The following is a 14,188-nucleotide window of genomic DNA, read 5'->3' on the forward strand; positions in this document are numbered from 1 at the left end:
CTCAGGCCCTGCTTCTAGCCAAGATTGGCTTCGATGACCCGCTCCACGGCGACCACGTCGCGCCAGACGCCGTCGAGCTTGCCGTGCTTCTCATGCACGCCCACCTCGCGGAATCCGACCGAGCGCAACAGCGCCAGACTGGCCCGGTTCTCGACGAACACCCGCGACAGCAGCTTCCAGAGGCCCGCGGCCTCCGCGGCGGCGATCAGGGCCTTCATGGCCACCGCGCCGACACCCTGACCACGATGCGATCGCCGGACATAGACCGAGAACTCCGCCACGCCGGCGTAGCAGAGGCGGTCGGCGTAGGCGAAGGTCACCGCATAGCCGACCACCCGTCCCTCGCCATCCACGACGACCACGGCCGGATGCTTGTTGTCCAGCCAGCCCAGAACCTCCTCTGGCGTCCGCTGCCGGGTTTCGAAAGTCGCGACCCGGTCGGCGATACCCTCGTTGTAGATCTCGGCCATCGCCGTCGCATCGGCGACGGTGGCCGGACGCGTGGTCAGCGCGGCGCCCGTCATGCGGGCGCTGTTTCGTGCTTCATGGCCTCGGCAGCCAGGGCGACGTGCTCTGGGATCCGCCCCTGGGCCTTCCGCTCGCTGTAGCGATCGACCAGATAGTCCGCGCGATCCCGCGTCAGCAGGGTGAACTTCACCAGCTCCTCCATCACGTCCACGACGCGATCGTAATAGCTGGACGGCAGCATGCGGTCGTTGTCGTCGAACTCGCGGAAGGCCATCGCGACCGACGACTGGTTGGGAATGGTGATCATCCGCATCCAGCGGCCCAGCAGGCGCAGGGTGTTGACCGCGTTGAACGACTGAGACCCGCCGCTGACCTGCATCACCGCCAGGGTCTTGCCCTGGGTGGGCCGTACGCTGCCGATCTCCAGCGGAATCCAATCGATCTGCGCCTTCATGATCCCGGTGATCGCGCCGTGCCGCTCGGGGCTGCACCAGACCTGGCCTTCGGACCATTGGGACAACGCGCGCAGCTCCTGCACCTTGGGATGGTCGGGGCCTGTCGCGTCGGGCAAGGGCAGATCGCGGGGGTCGAAGATCCGCGTCTCGCAGCCCAGCGCCTGCAAGATCCGGGCGGCCTCCTCCACCAGCAGGCGGCTGAACGAGCGTTCCCGCAGCGAGCCGTACAGCAGCAGGATCCGCGGCGGATGCCCGGCGCGCGCGTCGACCTCCAGGCGGCCGCTGTCGATCTTGGCCAGGAACTTGGCATCCAGGGCGGGGAACTCGGACAACGGCGTCTCCAGCATCGTCATTGAACTGTCGAATAATTCGAGCATATTGGAAATATGGAATCGAAAGCCGCTGTCAACATGTTGTCGGCCCTGGGCCATGAAGGGCGCCTGGCCATCTTCCGCCTCCTGGTGCAGGCCGGCCCCGCCGGCGTCGCCGCCGGCGAAATCGCGCGCGCGCTGAACGTGCTGCCCAACAGCCTGTCGGCCAATCTGAACGTGCTCTCCCACGCAGGCCTGATCGCCTCGCGCCGAGACGGCCGCTCGATCATCTACACAGCGGACTATGACGCGATGAGCGGGCTGTTGGGCTTTCTGATGGAAGACTGCTGCGCCGGCGCGCCACGGATCTGCGCCCCGCTGGGCGCGATCGTCAGCAAGGCCGAGGCCTGCGACGGAACCTGTTTGCCGGAAAGGGAACCCGCATGAGCGACCCCAAGCCTCTAAACGTCCTGTTCCTCTGCACCCACAACTCCGCCCGGTCAGTCCTCGCCGAGAAGATCATGAACCGGGTCGGCGCGGGCCGGTTCAAAGCCTATTCCGCAGGCTCGATGCCGAGCGGAACCGTGAACCCGCACGCGATCGGCCTTCTGCGACAGCTCAATTTCAAGACCGACGACCTGCGCTCCAAGAGCTGGGAAGAGTTTGCGACCGAGAACAATCCCGACGCGCCGGAGCTCGATTTCGTGTTCACAGTCTGCGACAACGCCGCCGGTGAGGTCTGCCCGATATGGCCCGGCCAGCCGATGAGCGCGCACTGGGGCATTCCCGATCCGTCCGCCGCGACAGGGTCCGAAGCCGAGATCGCCCTCGCGTTCGCAGACGCCTATCGCCAGCTCAACAACCGCATCACCCTCTTCTGCGCCCTGCCCATGACGTCCCTGGATCGTCTGTCTCTGCAGCGCCGCCTCGACGAGATCGGTCGCACCGACGCGCCAAACGATACGGCGGCCTGACGGAATGAGCTCATTCGACTCGGGGCGCCGCCTCGTCGCCGAAGCCCTGGGCTCGGCCTTTCTGCTCGCCGTCGTGGTCGGCTCGGGGATCATGGGCGAGCGCCTGTCGGGCGGGAACGTCGCCATCGCGCTGCTGGGCAACACCCTGGCGACAGGGGCGGCCCTCGTCGTGCTGATCTGGGTCTTCGGCCCGATCTCCGGCGCCCACTTCAATCCAGCGGTCACCCTGGTGGCGGCGCTGCGACGCGAGTTGCCGATCGCGCTGGCTCTGGCCTATCCGCTGGCGCAGGTCCTGGGCGGGATCGCCGGCGTCTGGACGGCGCACGCCATGTTCGGCGAGCCGATCCTGCAAGTCTCGACCAAGCTGCGGTCAGGCGGCGACCAGGCTTTCGCCGAGGTCGTGGCGACCTTTGGCCTGCTGGCCACGATCCTGGGCGTCAGCCGCTTTCGACCCGATAGCACGCCCATGGCCGTGGGGCTTTACATCACCGCAGCCTACTGGTTCACCGCCTCGACCTCGTTCGCCAATCCGGCGGTCACGGTGGCGCGCAGCCTGTCGGACACCTTCGCCGGCATCGCGCCCGCCAGCGCGCCCGCCTTCATCCTCGCCCAGCTGGTCGGCGCCCTGCTCGCGGCGGCGCTGTTTGGCTGGCTTCTCAAGACGGACCCTTCTCGATGACCGACACCGCGTTCCCGATCACCATCTTCCACAATCCGGCCTGCGGCACCTCGCGCAACACCGTGGCCATGGTCCAGGCCGCCGGCTATGCGCCGCAGGTCGTCGAGTACCTGGAGGCCGGCTGGACCCGTGAGCAGCTGCGGGATCTCGCCGCCAGGTCCGGCGGATCGCTGCGCGCTCTGATGCGGGAAAAGGGCACGCCCGCCGAGACCCTGGGCCTACTGGCCGACGACGTGTCGGACGAGCGCCTGCTCGACGCCATGGTCGAGCACCCGATCCTGGTGAACCGCCCCATCGTCGTCACGCCCAAGGGCGTGAAGCTGTGCCGTCCGTCCGAACTGGTGCTCGACCTCTTGGACCGCAAGCCCGAGCAGTTCAGCAAGGAAGACGGCGAGGTCGTGATCCCCTGAAGCGACGCTGGGAACTTCCCTCCCCCGCCCCGAACTCTGCTATCACTGGGGCCATGCAGCGCAGGCGTAGCATTCTGATCGTGGGCGGGGGGACGGCCGGGTGGCTGACGGCCGCCTATCTGGCCAAGGCGCTGCGGGTGGCCGAACAGAGCCATCTTGAGATCACCCTGCTGGAGTCGCCCGACATCGGCATCGTCGGGGTCGGCGAGGCCACTTTCCCGACCATCCGCAACACCCTGCGCTTCCTGGGCATCGACGAGGCGCACTTCATTCGCGCGACATCGGCGACCTTCAAGCAGGGCATCCGTTTCGTCGACTGGGCCGAGGCGCCGCGCGACGGACATCGCCACAGCTACTTCCACCCCTTCGAGGCCCCCTTCGCCACCGAGGGGACCAGCCTGGCGCCCTACTGGCTGCTGCAGAACGAACGCACCCGCGCGCCGTTCGCCGAGGCTGTCACGATCCAGGCGCGGGTGGCCGACGCGGCCCGAGCGCCCAAGCGTCCGCACGAGAGCGACTTTGCGGGTCCCCTGAACTACGCCTATCACTTCGACGCGGCCAAGCTGGCCCAGGTGCTGGCCGATCGCGCGCGGGAGCTGGGCGTCCGCCACCTGCAAGGCGCGGTGTCGGAGGTGGCGCTGGACGAGACCGGCGCGATCGCCCACGTCGCCTCGCCAGGCCACGGGGCCCTGAGCGCCGACCTCTTCATCGACTGCAGCGGATTCCGCGCCGAGCTGATCGGCAAGGCGCTGGGCTCGCCGTTCAAGTCGGCCAAGCCCGTCCTGTTCGCCGACCGCGCCGTGGCCTGCCGCGCGCCCTACGAGCGCCCCGACGCGCCGATCCAGAGCTACACTGTCGCCACCGCCCATGAGGCGGGCTGGATCTGGGACATCGCCCTGGCCGGCGGCCGCGGCGTCGGCTGCGTCTACGCCAGCGACTATATGGACGATGACCGCGCCGAAGCGGTGCTGCGCGACTATCTCGGCAAGGCGGCGGGCGATATCGAGACCCGCAAGATCGCCTTCGACGCCGGCTATCGCGAGCAGCAGTGGATCAAGAACTGCGTCGCGGTGGGCCTGGCGGCCGGCTTCCTGGAGCCGCTGGAGTCGACCGGCGTCGTGCTGATCGAGGCGGCCGTGGCGATGATCGCCGAACTCTTTCCCCACTCAGGCCCGGTCAGCGCCCCCGCCCGCCGCTTCAACGAGCTGATGGCCGCGCGCTTCGACAACATCATCGTCTTTCTGAAGCTGCACTATGCTCTCAGCCGACGCACCGAGCCGTTCTGGCGCGACAATGTCGATCCGGCCTCGATCCCCGAGCGTCTTGCCGAACTGCTGGAACAGTGGCGTCACCGCCCGCCGGCGAGGTTCGACTTCATCCTGGATCTCGAGACCTTCGCCTTCTTCAACTACCAGTACATTCTGTACGGCATGGGCTTTGAGACCGACCTGGCGGACGGCGCGGGCGAGTTCCCGGACGTGGCGGGCGCCGCCAAGCTCTTCGCCAAGATCCGCGGCTTCGCCGACCGCGCCACCCTGGATTTGCCCAGCCACCGCGACCTGATTACCCAGATCAACCAGTTTGGTTTCGACAAGGCGTTGGAGGGGGTGTGAGCGCCGCGCCCTAGCCCCGCTGATAGGTCTGACCGTCCAGCACCAGAATGTCAGCCCCCGAGAACCGCAGGGTCTGGCCGCTCATCGGGACCAGCTCCACCCGCAACGTCTCGGGCTCCGCGCCGGCTTCGGCGACAGCCGCCATCGCCCCGGCGCGCACCGTCAGCCGGCCCTCGAGCTCGACGATGTCCAGCCGCCCCATCAGCGGATGGCGGTAGGTCCCGACATAGTGACTGTTCGGCTGACCCAACGACCAGGCGCGCCGCGCACGGTCGGCGCGGCTGGCGGCCAGGCCGGCGCGACGCTTGTCGATCCGCATCTTCAGAGCGGTCAGTTCCCCTTCATAGACCGCTTCCAGGTCTGCGCGTCCGGCCAGACGGTCATAGACGTAGTTGGCCACCAGATCGGCGACCTCGCCGCCCATGACGTCCTCATTGGCCATCACCGCAACGCCGACGCTGCGCTCGGGCATGAACGACACATGGGCGCGCGCCCCGGCGAAATTGCCGAAGTGGTGGATCAAGCGCTGGTCGCCATAGCGTCCCGTCTGCCAGCCCAGTCCATAGCCATCGCGGACATAGGGGCCGAACTTGGCTTGCTGCTCGACGATCGGCCGGTGCGTGGAGGCGACAAGGCCCTGGGGAAAAAGCCGGTTCCCCGCCAGGACGCCGTCGTTCAACTGGATCTCCAGCCAGCGCGCCATGTCACGGGCGGTGGAAACGAGTCCGCCGGCCGACTGCATGGTGGCGTCGACCTTCTGCAACGGGCTGGGCGCTATGCGGCCGTCGGCGGCGGGCGTGTGGCCCACAGCGACCTGCATCCGACGGCGCGCGCCGTTGATGCGCGCCGTCGTGCGTCGTATGCCCGCAGGCCGAAGCACCGCCTCGTCGACCATGTCACGCCAGTCCAGGCCGAAACGGTCCTGGATCAGCGTGGTCGCCAGATTGTAGCCGGTGTTGGAATAGCGGAAAACGCCGTACGGCGGGTCCGGACTGCGCTTGGTGGCGCCCAGCAAGGCGCTCATGACCCTCGGCGTGTGCTCGCCCGTGAAGGCGGCGCGATAGGGAATGGCCAGGTTCTCGAGGCCCGAGCGGTGACACAGGAGATCCGACAGGGTCACCGACGCCGCCAGATCGACGGGCAAGGCGCTCTTTCCAACCCAGCGGCTCAAGGGCGCGTCCAGATCAAAGGCTCCGCGCTGGGCCATGGCCTTGATCGCCAGAGCGGTGAAGGCCTTGGTCGATGAGGCGATGTAGAAGGCCGTGTCGGCGTCCGCCGGGCGGCCGGTCGCGACATCGGCGACGCCGTAGCCGGCGGTCATCAGCACCTCATGGCCCCGCACCACGGCCAGCGAGAGACCCGGCACGACCGCGACCTCGGCCAGGGCTCGGCGCACGAAGGCGTCAATCGCGTCAGCCTCTTGGCCTCGTCGGGCGCCGGCGGCCAAGGCGCGAGCGGGCGCGGCAAGCCAGGGCGCGGATACGAAGGCGGCGATGACGTGGCGGCGTGTGATCATGCGATGGGCCTCTGGAAGGAGACGACAGCTAAGCCGTCATCGCCGATCCGGGTCTTGAACGGAGCAAACCGCCCTTTCAGGGGACGAAGAGCCGCCGCAGGGCGCCGGGGCTCCAACCGCTGGCGTGACGTACGGCGCGGGTCATGTGGGCCTGATCGGCGAAGCCGGCCTCCGCCGCGACATCGGCCAGGGGCGCCGTCGAGCGCACGACCCGGTCGATGGCCCCAGCCACGCGCCAGTCATGGCGATAGCGCGTCGGTGAACGCCCGTACGCGCTGCGAAATGCGCGGGCGAAGGCGACCGGATGGCGCCCCAAAGTCTCGGCCAACATCCCGACGGGTTGATCAGGCGCGCCGACCAAGCGATCCCGCGCCTTGACCAGCCAGGCCGCCGGCGATGCGTCTCGCCGCGTCGGCGTGACGGCGCCTGGCGCTATCGTCTCGCCCAAGGCCGCCCGGGTCAGCGCCGCGTGACCGACCTCCCGCGTCTCGCACGCCTCAAGATCATAGCGCGCCGGGCCCGCCCTCGCGTCGACGCCGTGCACCGACAGGATCAGCGCCCCCGCGTCGCCGAACTGGTTCTCGTGCTCGAACAGGCTGGGCTTGCGGCTGAGGTGCGGCCCCTGCGCCCGGATCAGGCCTTCGGGGCTATCCTCGACATAGTCGCCGGCGAGCAAGAGCGAGGTCTGGGCCTCGGCGTGCCGGTGCGCGCGGCAGGTCTCGCCGGGCGCATAGTGCGACAGGACCCAGCGGTGATCCGACGACGCGGACAGGACGATACTGACGGGCATGAAGCGGCCTCCCGTCTGTTAGAGGCCTCGGGCGAGCGCTTTGGAGGCGGGGCGCTGAAACTTTTCTGGCGACAGCGCGACGGGGCCCGTCGAAGCGGGCCCCGCGCACAAGGCTTAGGCCTTGGCCGCGTCAGGCGCCGCTTCCAACTCCCCGCGCTCGCGGGCCTTTTTGCCGTAGACGACCTCGAACAGCGGGCTGGCCATCACCGTGGTGACGATCGCCATCAACACCAGCATCGAGAACAGTGTGGGGCCGATGATGCCCTTCTGAAGGCCAATATTGATGATGATCAGCTCCATCAGCCCGCGCGAGTTCATCAGGGCGCCGATGCCCATGGCGGTCGGGTGGTCCTCCCCCGTGAGGCGCGCGGCGACGTAGCACGCGCCCCACTTGGCCAGGATCGAGATGGCCAGGATACCCAGCGCGATCAGCAGCAGCTCGCCGGAATTGACCATGTCCATGCGGGTGTTGAGCCCCGAATAGGTGAAGAACATCGGCAACAGCAGCACCACGGCCAGCGGCTCGACCTTCTTCTTCAGCTCCTCGGTCAGGCGGCCGCGCGGCATGACCACGCCCATGATGAAGCCGCCGAAGATGGCGTGGATGCCGACCGCGTCCATCAGGAAGGCCGAGACGCAGAAGGCCAGGATCACAAGCGCCAGGACATGGGTGCTCATCTCGCCCTCGCGCTCGACGATGCGGCCGAGCGGCGCGAGGATCTTCGGACCCAGGGTAGTAACGAACAGCACCCATGCCAGGCCGCCGCCGATGGCCAGCACCGCCACGCCCGGCCCGCCGCCGAAGGTCGCCAGCACCACGGCCAGCACGCACCACGACACCGCGTCGTCAAAGGCGCCGGCGGTCAGGGACAGGGTGCCCAGCGAGGTCTTCTGCAGGCCGCGCTCGTTGATGATCCGGGCCAGCATCGGGAAGGCGGTCAGGGCGATGCAGGCGCCCATGAACAGCGTCGCTGCGCCTTGGCTGATGGTCGGCGCGAAAAGGCCGGGGACCTTCAGCAGGAACGGCGTGATGATCGCCGCCAGCGCGAACGGCGCGGCGATGCCAGCGAACGACACACTCATCGCGCTCCTGGCTTTGGCCTTGAAGTGCCCCGCCTGGAATGTCGTCCCGACCATGAACATGTAGAGGCCCACGCCGAGCTGCGCCCCCACATAGAGAACGTTGCGCGTCTCCTTGGGGAACAGCGCCAGTTGGAAGTCGGGGAACAACAGACCCAGCAGAGACGGGCCCAGGACCACGCCAGCGATCATTTCGCCCACCACCTGCGGCTGGGCCAGGAGCTTCTTCCCAAGCCACCCCACCACCCGGCAGGCCAGGATGATCACGGCCAGCTGCAGGAAGAAATGGATGGAGAAGTCGTTGGGCGTGTAGCTCTGCGCGGCCGCCTTGGTCGCCGGCCCGTGCGGGGACAGGACGTCCGCGATCGTGTGCAGCGTGTGCGCGATGATGTCTGACACGTCCTTAGCCCCCTAACGGATCGTCCTTGGCTTTGCGCCTTGACCGCATGCCGAACAGAGATCGGTCGTTCGCGCAACCGGTCGGGCATATTTTTGACAGCCTTGTCAGTCGATTGTTTTTGTTGGCCTATCGGTTGTTGCCGCCACGCCACGATGTAGTAACATACCTACAAGACAGCCTTGTCATGCAGGGCGAGAGGGGCAGGCTCATGAAGGTCGTCACCAGCCGCGCATTCAACCAGGATGTCACCCAGGCCAAGCGCGCGGCGCGAATCGAGCCGGTGTTCATCACCGACCGCGGCCGTCCCACCCATGTGCTGATGAGCGTCGAGACCTACCGCCGCCTTTCGGGCCAGAGCGAGACGATCGTCGACTTGCTGGCCATGCCCTCGCCCTCCCCCGCCGTCGACCTGGCGCCCGAGCGCTGGGACCGCTGATGCACCTTCTGGACACCGGCGTGGTCTACGAGCTGCGCAACGCCAAGGCGGGGATGGCCGATGCGGGCCTGGCGGCCTGGGCCGCCGGCGTGGCCCGTACGAACCTTTTCATCTCGGCGATCACGCTGATGGAGCTGGAGACCGCCGCCACGCGGGCCGAGCGGAGCGACAAGGGCGGCGGCGCGGTGATGCGCGAATGGCTGGACCAGCGCGTGCTGCCCGCCTTTGACGGCCGCATCCTGGCGGTCGACGCCGCAGTCGCCCGCCGTCGAAGCCAGATCCCGCTGACGCAGGCGCGCGACGCCCTGCTGGCCGCCACGGCGCTTGAGCACGGCCTGACCCTGGCCACACGGGACACCGCGACCTTCGCCAAGATCCCGCGTCTGAAGCTGTTCAACCCCTGGAGCTACAAGCCCGAGGCGCTGGACGACGAAGAGGACTGGGGCCAGGTCGCCAAGGCCGGCAGCCAGTGGCTGCGCAACATCTTCGTGCGCGGCTGAGAACGCGTGGCCACCGCCCGCTAGAGCATTTCACGACCTGACTGCGTCAGGCCGTGAGCTCTAATCTTTTGTTTTGGCGCATTTTTCTTCACGCGAACCGGAACCACTTCGCTCGAAAAATGCTCTAGGGCACCGGGACAGCGGCGACCGGCGTACGCGCCTCGCTGGACGAGGCCACGCGGATCACGTTGGTGAAAGGCGCCACGGGCGCAGCGACCGGCGGCGTCGCCGGCGCGGCCGCGACCATGGCTGGCGGCGCTGTCGGCGCGGCGACCAGAACCACCGGTGGCGCGGACTTGGCGGCGACGAACACCACCCGGTCGCTCTGGCAGGTTCCCGCCTTCTGGAGGCCCTTCAGGTAGCCGCGCCGGACAAAGCCCGCCTTGATGGCGTCGCGCACCGCCTGGTCATGACGCTCCGCGCCGGTAAGGCGTCGAACCCAGCCGCGCATCGGAATGACGTCGGTGATCGTACTGGCCACCACGCCAAGGACGGGACGCGACAGCGCGCTGTCGTCCTTCTTGTCGCTCCGGGGCTCGTCGTAATCGTCGCCCAGCACGGCGTCGAGCTGTTCGATCTCGGCCTTGAGCGGCTCGCAACCCGTGGCCGGCGGGGCGTAGGGATCGGCCACCGCCCGCTTCAGCAGGTCGGGGATCTCTGACCGGACCATATTGATATCACGCAGCGGCGCGACGACGGCGGATCCGAGATTGTCGGTGTTGGCCTCAGCCGAGGTCTGGGGCGGCTTCTGCTGACGCTCGGCCCGCGCCGGCGCGGCGCCCCCGAAGGCCAGCGCCAAAACCGCCACGCCGAGCAAGGCGGCGGATGGCGAGGCCGACGACGGTGAGGCTGGCGCGGTCATCTTCCAGGTCCCGAGCGGTGGAGCATGTCGGGTTAACCGCGAAGACGCCCGCGCCGTTCCGTCAAAGCCGTGGCAAGCCGTCCATGATGGCCGTCAGGGCGATCACGGTCTGCGCCTCCATGGCGCTGTGGCCGGCGTCGGTCATGACAAAGGTCGCCGGCGGCAGACCCGCCGCCTCCAGCGCCTGGACAAGCCGCGAGCCCTGGGTGAGCGGGCAGACCTGATCGAAACGGCCATGGACAATGTGAACCGGCACGCCCTTCAGCGCCGCGACGCCGTCCGTGATCTCGTCCGGCTTCAGGAAGAGGTCGTGGGCGAAGAAGTGCGCCTCGATCTGGGCGAAGCTCAGCGCGAACGCGGCCTCACCGAACTTGCCCGCGTCGTCGGCGGCCGGGATCATGTTCGAGATCGTGCCCTCCCAGACCGACCAGGCCAGGGCCGCCTTCAGCTGCGCCTCGCGTTCGGCGTCCGTGGTCGGCGCCGTATCGAAGATCGCCTTGTAGGCGCCCATCATGTCGCCGCGCTGCTCGGGCGGGATCACCTCGACGAAGGCTTTCCACTCATCGGGATAGGTGATGTAGGCGCCCGGCGCGGTCATGGCGTAGGGCTGCTCGGCATAGGTCGCAGCATTGCCCTGGTACATGTAGAGCAGGTCCTCCGTCCGCCCCAGGAAGATGCCGCGCAGGATCAGCGAGGCGACCTTGTCCGGATGGCGGATGGCGTAGACCAGCGCGAGCGTGCTGCCCCAGCTGCCGCCGAACACATGCATCTTGCCGGTGATCCCCAGCGCGTCGCGCAGGGCGTTGATATCGGAGACCAGGTGATCAGTGGTGTTGTTGGCCAAGGCCTTCGCCGGCCCATCAGCCGCCACGGTCGGGCGGCTCTTGCCGCAACCGCGCTGGTCGAACAGGATCACGCGATAACGGTCCGGATCGAAGAAGCGCGACATCACCGGCGCGCACGCCCCGCCCGGCCCGCCGTGCAGGAACATCACAGGCTCGCCGTCGGCGCGCCCATATTCCTCCCAGTAGAGCTCGTGGTCCGGCGCGGTGTCGACCCGCAGCCAACCCGCGCGCAGCGGCTCGCCCTGCGGATAGGTCCACTCGGTGGTGACCTTGCTGGTCGTACGAAGCTTCGAGAAATCCATGGTCGAATCCGGTCGAAAGGGATCGGGCACTCTCGCGCTGAAGAGGGGCGATCTCCAGAGCCCTCTGTTCATTTCTCTCGTCATCCCGGCCGCAACGAAGCGGAGAGCCGGGACCCAGGGGCGACCGCACTGGGCTTGGCCCCTAGGTCCCGGGTCGGCTTCTCCGCCCGGGATGACGAGGTTGAGTTGGACTTTTCACTGAGGGTGGTGGAGACAACTGTCGCCCTTACAGGACGCTACACCCATGACCCTCGAGATCGAAGACCGCCTCGCCGCCGCCGCCTTCCGCCGTCTGGTGGAGCACCTGCAGATGCGGGCCGACGCGCAGAATATCGACCTGATGGGCCTGGCCGGCTTCTGCCGCAACTGTCTCGGCGACTGGGTCCACGAGGCCTCGGAAGGCGCGATCAGCAAGGAAGCCGCCCGCGAAGCCGTCCACGGCATGCCGGCCGCCGACTGGAAGGCCAAGCACCAGTCGCCAGCGACGCCCGAACAGTTGGCGCGGATGGAGGCGAGCCTGGCGCTGAACGCCAAGCTGCGCGGCGAACGCTCTTAGGGGATGGGCGTAGAAACCCTCTCTCTTCGAGAGAGGGAGGGGCCCGCGCCGTCAGGCGTGGGAGGGTGAGTGGTTACGGAGCTAACCACAAATCCTATACGAATTCAATATCTTACTCGACCCCATCCTCCCTTGAAAGGGTGAAACCCCTCACCCTCCCAAGCTTCGCTTGGGCCCCTCCCTCTCTCGAAAGGAGAGGGGACCCGGTGGGCGTTCACGCGATTTCATCCTCCCCTGCAAAACCGGCCCTATCCTCTTCCCACCTCGAGGCACTGGGGAGGGCGCGCGGCCAGCGACCTTCGCGGCTTTGGGGAGCGGTCGAGCGGGCGCGCTCGTCGGCGCGGGGAAAACTCCGCAACCGCACCATCCCCGAGGTAGTCGACCCTGGAACACAGAAACGACGGTGGATGCGGGCCGAGGAGAGCGACAGGGGAGTTGAAAGACTCCTGACCGGGACTAGGCTTCGCGGCCTGGCCCGCCCGTCGGAGGCTTCAAGGGCGAAGAGGCGCCAATAGCGTCGCGACGTCACGCTTCTGGATAACGATCGCGCGGGGCGCTCAGGCTTCGTCGAAACGGTATTTTTCCTTTGCTCCGGGCGTGGCCCGGACGCCCCGCCTCCCTCCCCATTCCTCCGGCGCGCCGCGTCGGAGCGCCTTCCCACGTCCCAGGAGGGGTCGATGTCCCGCAAGAAAAAGAACGCAACTTCGCGCCCAATCGCGCCCGATTGCGAATGGCCGCCAACCCGCATCGCGGCGCTGCGGCGCGCGGTGTTCAAGAAAGTCCGGAAGTTCCGCAATTCGGAGGAGTACCGACGGATGTTGGCCAAAGAAAAAGCCCTCGGCCTTGCGACCGAGGGCTCAATCGTGTCCGTGGACAGAGAGCTTTAGCGGATGACCCGTGCGCCCTTGCCCTTCATCACGGCCTCGACCTCTTCCTTGCGCACCATCGAGGTGTCGCCCGGCGTGGTCATGGCCAGGGCGCCGTGAGCCGCGCCGTACTCGACGGCGGCCTGGGGGCCCTTGCCTTCCATGAAGCCGAACGCGAGACCGGAAGCGAAGCCGTCGCCGCCGCCGACGCGGTCGTAGATTTCCAGGTTCTCGCGCATCATCGAGGCGTAGAACTCGCCGCCGGCGTACAGGATCGCCGACCAGTCGTTGACCGAAGCAGTCTTGGCGTTGCGCAGCGTGGTGGCGGCGACCTTGAAGTTCGGGAACTCCTTCACGGCCGTCTGGATCATCTTCTTGAAGTTGGCCGGGTCGATCGAGCTGATGTGCTCGTCCAGGCCTTCGACTTCGAAGCCGAGGCAGGCGGTGAAGTCTTCCTCGTTGCCGATCATCACGTCGACGTACTGGGCGATGTGACGATTGACCTTCTGGGCGCCTTCCTTGCCGCCCTGCGACTTCCACAGGCTGGCGCGGTAGTTCAGGTCGTAGGACACGACGGTGCCGTACTTGCGGGCCACTTCCACGGCTTCGATCACGGCTTCCGCCGTGTTCGAGGCCAGGGCCGCGAAGATGCCGCCGGTGTGGAACCAGCGCACGCCTTCCTCACCGAACAGCTTTTCCCAGTTCACTTCACCGGGGCGGATCTGCGAGGCGGCCGAGTGACCCCGGTCGCTGCAGCCCAGGGCCGGGCGAACGCCGAAGCCCTTTTCGGTGAAGTTGAGACCGACGCGCGTGTTGCGGCCCAGGCCGTCGAAATCACGCCAGATGATGTGGGAGGTGTCGACACCGCCCTGCATCATCAGATCCTCAACGAGCCAGCCGAGGTCGTTCACCGGCAGGGCGGTGACGGCCGTCGAGCGCTTGCCCCAGCACTTCTTGAAAGCGCGGGCGACGTTGTATTCGCCGCCGCCTTCCCAGACCTGGAACTGACGGGCGTTGCGAACCCGGCCAAAGCCCGGGTCGAAACGCAGCATCACTTCACCGAAGCTGGCGCAGTCCCACTTCGTCTCCGAAGCCGGGCGGATGTTGAGGATGTTGTCGGTCATT

The 14,188-nt window shown here is 67.5% G+C and carries 17 protein-coding genes and 1 pseudogene; 10 read left to right on the forward strand and 8 right to left on the reverse strand.

Annotation, left to right across the window (positions count from 1 at the left end; genetic code table 11):
* Positions 1-14 precede the first annotated feature (14 nt).
* Entirely contained in the window at positions 15-524 is a 510-nt protein-coding gene (locus J2X45_RS15260; protein WP_310216289.1) for an arsinothricin resistance N-acetyltransferase ArsN1 family A, read from the reverse strand.
* Complete coding sequence (gene arsH / locus J2X45_RS15265) at positions 521-1,255, reverse strand: arsenical resistance protein ArsH (RefSeq protein ID WP_310216291.1); 735 nt, start codon at positions 1,253-1,255, stop codon at positions 521-523. Before arsH ends, J2X45_RS15260 begins: the two co-directional genes overlap by 4 nt.
* Before the next feature lie 54 nt (positions 1,256-1,309).
* Here arsH and J2X45_RS15270 point away from each other — a divergent pair, with 54 nt between their 5' ends.
* Genes J2X45_RS15270 through J2X45_RS15290 form a run of 5 tightly spaced genes read left to right on the forward strand, consistent with a single transcriptional unit; the run spans position 1,310 to position 4,910 of the window.
* The gene (locus J2X45_RS15270) at positions 1,310-1,681 is read left to right on the forward strand and encodes a helix-turn-helix transcriptional regulator (RefSeq protein WP_310216293.1); all 372 of its coding nucleotides are present in this window, start codon (positions 1,310-1,312) and stop codon (positions 1,679-1,681) included.
* Entirely contained in the window at positions 1,678-2,208 is a 531-nt protein-coding gene (locus J2X45_RS15275) for an arsenate reductase ArsC (protein WP_310216296.1), read from the forward strand. The genes J2X45_RS15270 and J2X45_RS15275 overlap by 4 nt, the downstream gene beginning before the upstream one ends.
* A gap of 4 nt (positions 2,209-2,212) precedes the next feature.
* Complete coding sequence (locus J2X45_RS15280) at positions 2,213-2,887, forward strand: MIP/aquaporin family protein (RefSeq protein WP_310216298.1); 675 nt, start codon at positions 2,213-2,215, stop codon at positions 2,885-2,887.
* The gene (gene arsC, locus J2X45_RS15285) at positions 2,884-3,297 is read left to right on the forward strand and encodes an arsenate reductase (glutaredoxin) (protein ID WP_310216301.1); all 414 of its coding nucleotides are present in this window, start codon (positions 2,884-2,886) and stop codon (positions 3,295-3,297) included. The genes J2X45_RS15280 and arsC overlap by 4 nt, the downstream gene beginning before the upstream one ends.
* Positions 3,298-3,350: 53 nt before the next feature.
* Positions 3,351-4,910, forward strand: coding sequence for a tryptophan 7-halogenase (locus J2X45_RS15290; protein WP_310216303.1), 1,560 nt, complete (start codon positions 3,351-3,353; stop codon positions 4,908-4,910).
* 10 nt (positions 4,911-4,920) lie between these two features.
* On the opposite strand, the gene J2X45_RS15295 is transcribed toward J2X45_RS15290, so the two are convergent.
* The 3 genes from J2X45_RS15295 to J2X45_RS15305 form a co-directional block, all read right to left on the reverse strand.
* The gene (locus J2X45_RS15295) at positions 4,921-6,426 is read right to left on the reverse strand and encodes a serine hydrolase domain-containing protein (protein WP_310216306.1); all 1,506 of its coding nucleotides are present in this window, start codon (positions 6,424-6,426) and stop codon (positions 4,921-4,923) included.
* A 76-nt stretch (positions 6,427-6,502) separates the two neighbouring features.
* Entirely contained in the window at positions 6,503-7,216 is a 714-nt protein-coding gene (locus J2X45_RS15300; RefSeq protein ID WP_310216308.1) for an AraC family transcriptional regulator, read from the reverse strand.
* 114 nt (positions 7,217-7,330) lie between these two features.
* Positions 7,331-8,695, reverse strand: coding sequence for a cation:proton antiporter (locus tag J2X45_RS15305; RefSeq protein ID WP_310216310.1), 1,365 nt, complete (start codon positions 8,693-8,695; stop codon positions 7,331-7,333).
* A 209-nt stretch (positions 8,696-8,904) separates the two neighbouring features.
* On the opposite strand from J2X45_RS15305, the gene J2X45_RS15310 reads away from it, so the two are divergent.
* Entirely contained in the window at positions 8,905-9,132 is a 228-nt protein-coding gene (locus tag J2X45_RS15310) for a type II toxin-antitoxin system Phd/YefM family antitoxin (RefSeq protein WP_310216313.1), read from the forward strand.
* Positions 9,132-9,632: a PIN domain-containing protein gene (locus J2X45_RS15315; protein ID WP_310216314.1), complete on the forward strand. Its 501-nt coding sequence runs from the start codon at positions 9,132-9,134 to the stop codon at positions 9,630-9,632. Before J2X45_RS15310 ends, J2X45_RS15315 begins: the two co-directional genes overlap by 1 nt.
* A gap of 124 nt (positions 9,633-9,756) precedes the next feature.
* Here the strand turns inward: J2X45_RS15315 and J2X45_RS15320 are convergent, their stop codons facing one another.
* Both J2X45_RS15320 and pip read right to left on the reverse strand, forming a co-directional pair.
* Positions 9,757-10,494, reverse strand: a complete 738-nt coding sequence (locus tag J2X45_RS15320) for a hypothetical protein (RefSeq protein ID WP_310216317.1) — start codon at positions 10,492-10,494, stop codon at positions 9,757-9,759.
* Positions 10,495-10,555: 61 nt separating this feature from the next.
* On the reverse strand, positions 10,556-11,641 hold the full coding sequence (gene pip / locus J2X45_RS15325; protein WP_310216321.1) for a prolyl aminopeptidase: 1,086 nt from the start codon (positions 11,639-11,641) through the stop codon (positions 10,556-10,558).
* 81 nt (positions 11,642-11,722) lie between these two features.
* Between pip and J2X45_RS20360 the strand changes: the two are divergent.
* The 3 genes and pseudogenes from J2X45_RS20360 to J2X45_RS15335 all read left to right on the forward strand — a co-directional run.
* Positions 11,723-11,843 (forward strand): annotated as a pseudogene (locus J2X45_RS20360) (hypothetical protein); the annotation flags it as partial.
* A gap of 42 nt (positions 11,844-11,885) precedes the next feature.
* Positions 11,886-12,197, forward strand: coding sequence for a DUF1244 domain-containing protein (locus tag J2X45_RS15330; protein WP_310216322.1), 312 nt, complete (start codon positions 11,886-11,888; stop codon positions 12,195-12,197).
* A gap of 677 nt (positions 12,198-12,874) precedes the next feature.
* Complete coding sequence (locus J2X45_RS15335; RefSeq protein ID WP_310216325.1) at positions 12,875-13,084, forward strand: hypothetical protein; 210 nt, start codon at positions 12,875-12,877, stop codon at positions 13,082-13,084.
* On the opposite strand, the gene J2X45_RS15340 is transcribed toward J2X45_RS15335, so the two are convergent.
* Positions 13,081-14,187, reverse strand: a complete 1,107-nt coding sequence (locus J2X45_RS15340) for a sugar kinase (RefSeq protein ID WP_310216327.1) — start codon at positions 14,185-14,187, stop codon at positions 13,081-13,083. The two genes, J2X45_RS15335 and J2X45_RS15340, sit on opposite strands and share 4 nt — an antisense overlap.
* Between the last annotated feature and the right edge of the window lies 1 nt (position 14,188).

Origin of the sequence: Caulobacter sp. BE264, assembly GCF_031457805.1 — a bacterium.
GTDB lineage: Bacteria > Pseudomonadota > Alphaproteobacteria > Caulobacterales > Caulobacteraceae > Caulobacter.

What these genes read in the sequence shown, in the direction of transcription:
- J2X45_RS15260 (WP_310216289.1), bottom strand. Translation starts at nt 524, where the DNA reads ATGACGGGCGCCGCGCTGACCACGCGTCCGGCCACCGTCGCCGATGCG.
- J2X45_RS15270 (WP_310216293.1), top strand. Translation starts at nt 1,310, where the DNA reads ATGGAATCGAAAGCCGCTGTCAACATGTTGTCGGCCCTGGGCCATGAA.
- J2X45_RS15275 (WP_310216296.1), top strand. Translation starts at nt 1,678, where the DNA reads ATGAGCGACCCCAAGCCTCTAAACGTCCTGTTCCTCTGCACCCACAAC.
- J2X45_RS15280 (WP_310216298.1), top strand. Translation starts at nt 2,213, where the DNA reads ATGAGCTCATTCGACTCGGGGCGCCGCCTCGTCGCCGAAGCCCTGGGC.
- arsC (WP_310216301.1), top strand. Translation starts at nt 2,884, where the DNA reads ATGACCGACACCGCGTTCCCGATCACCATCTTCCACAATCCGGCCTGC.
- J2X45_RS15290 (WP_310216303.1), top strand. Translation starts at nt 3,351, where the DNA reads ATGCAGCGCAGGCGTAGCATTCTGATCGTGGGCGGGGGGACGGCCGGG.
- J2X45_RS15295 (WP_310216306.1), bottom strand. Translation starts at nt 6,426, where the DNA reads ATGATCACACGCCGCCACGTCATCGCCGCCTTCGTATCCGCGCCCTGG.
- J2X45_RS15300 (WP_310216308.1), bottom strand. Translation starts at nt 7,216, where the DNA reads ATGCCCGTCAGTATCGTCCTGTCCGCGTCGTCGGATCACCGCTGGGTC.
- J2X45_RS15310 (WP_310216313.1), top strand. Translation starts at nt 8,905, where the DNA reads ATGAAGGTCGTCACCAGCCGCGCATTCAACCAGGATGTCACCCAGGCC.
- J2X45_RS15315 (WP_310216314.1), top strand. Translation starts at nt 9,132, where the DNA reads ATGCACCTTCTGGACACCGGCGTGGTCTACGAGCTGCGCAACGCCAAG.
- J2X45_RS15320 (WP_310216317.1), bottom strand. Translation starts at nt 10,494, where the DNA reads ATGACCGCGCCAGCCTCACCGTCGTCGGCCTCGCCATCCGCCGCCTTG.
- pip (WP_310216321.1), bottom strand. Translation starts at nt 11,641, where the DNA reads ATGGATTTCTCGAAGCTTCGTACGACCAGCAAGGTCACCACCGAGTGG.
- J2X45_RS15330 (WP_310216322.1), top strand. Translation starts at nt 11,886, where the DNA reads ATGACCCTCGAGATCGAAGACCGCCTCGCCGCCGCCGCCTTCCGCCGT.
- J2X45_RS15335 (WP_310216325.1), top strand. Translation starts at nt 12,875, where the DNA reads ATGTCCCGCAAGAAAAAGAACGCAACTTCGCGCCCAATCGCGCCCGAT.
- J2X45_RS15340 (WP_310216327.1), bottom strand. Translation starts at nt 14,187, where the DNA reads ATGACCGACAACATCCTCAACATCCGCCCGGCTTCGGAGACGAAGTGG.